Annotated in this window: 2 rRNA genes; both read left to right on the forward strand. The window is 61.1% G+C overall.

The window, feature by feature from the left end:
- A 16S ribosomal RNA gene (locus BG482_RS39925) occupies positions 1–146 on the forward strand; the annotation flags it as partial.
- A 322-nt stretch (positions 147–468) separates the two neighbouring features.
- A 23S ribosomal RNA gene (locus BG482_RS39930) occupies positions 469–635 on the forward strand; the annotation flags it as partial.

Consider the following 635-nt stretch of genomic DNA (forward strand, 5'->3'; position numbering starts at 1 on the left):
CGCCCGTCACGTCACGAAAGTCGGTAACACCCGAAGCCGGTGGCCCAACCCCTTGTGGGAGGGAGCTGTCGAAGGTGGGACTGGCGATTGGGACGAAGTCGTAACAAGGTAGCCGTACCGGAAGGTGCGGCTGGATCACCTCCTTTCTAAGGAGCACTTCTCACCGATCCCTACGGGGTGAGGTCAGAGGCCAGTTCATCGGCGAACGTCCGGTGCTGGTTGCTCATGGGTGGAACGTTGATTATTCGGTCCGGTTCACGGGTCGGAGGCTTGCGAGTACTGCTCTTCGGGGCGTGGAAAGCATGATCTCCGGGCGGGACCGGGTCGGGCACGCTGTTGGGTGTCTGAGGGCACGGCCGCAAGGTCTGTCTTCATGATGCCGGCCTCAGTGAACTCCAGCCGTAAGGGTTGGGGGTGATGGGTGGCTGGTCGTTGTTTGAGAACTGCACAGTGGACGCGAGCATCTGTGGCCAAGTTTTTAAGGGCGCACGGTGGATGCCTTGGCACCAGGAACCGATGAAGGACGTGGGAGGCCACGATAGTCCCCGGGGAGTCGTCAACCAGGCTTTGATCCGGGGGTTTCCGAATGGGGAAACCCGGCAGTCGTCATGGGCTGTCACCCGCTGCTGAACACA

It is taken from the genome of Streptomyces sp. LUP30 (assembly GCF_001746365.1).
In the GTDB taxonomy this organism is placed as follows: domain Bacteria; phylum Actinomycetota; class Actinomycetes; order Streptomycetales; family Streptomycetaceae; genus Streptomyces.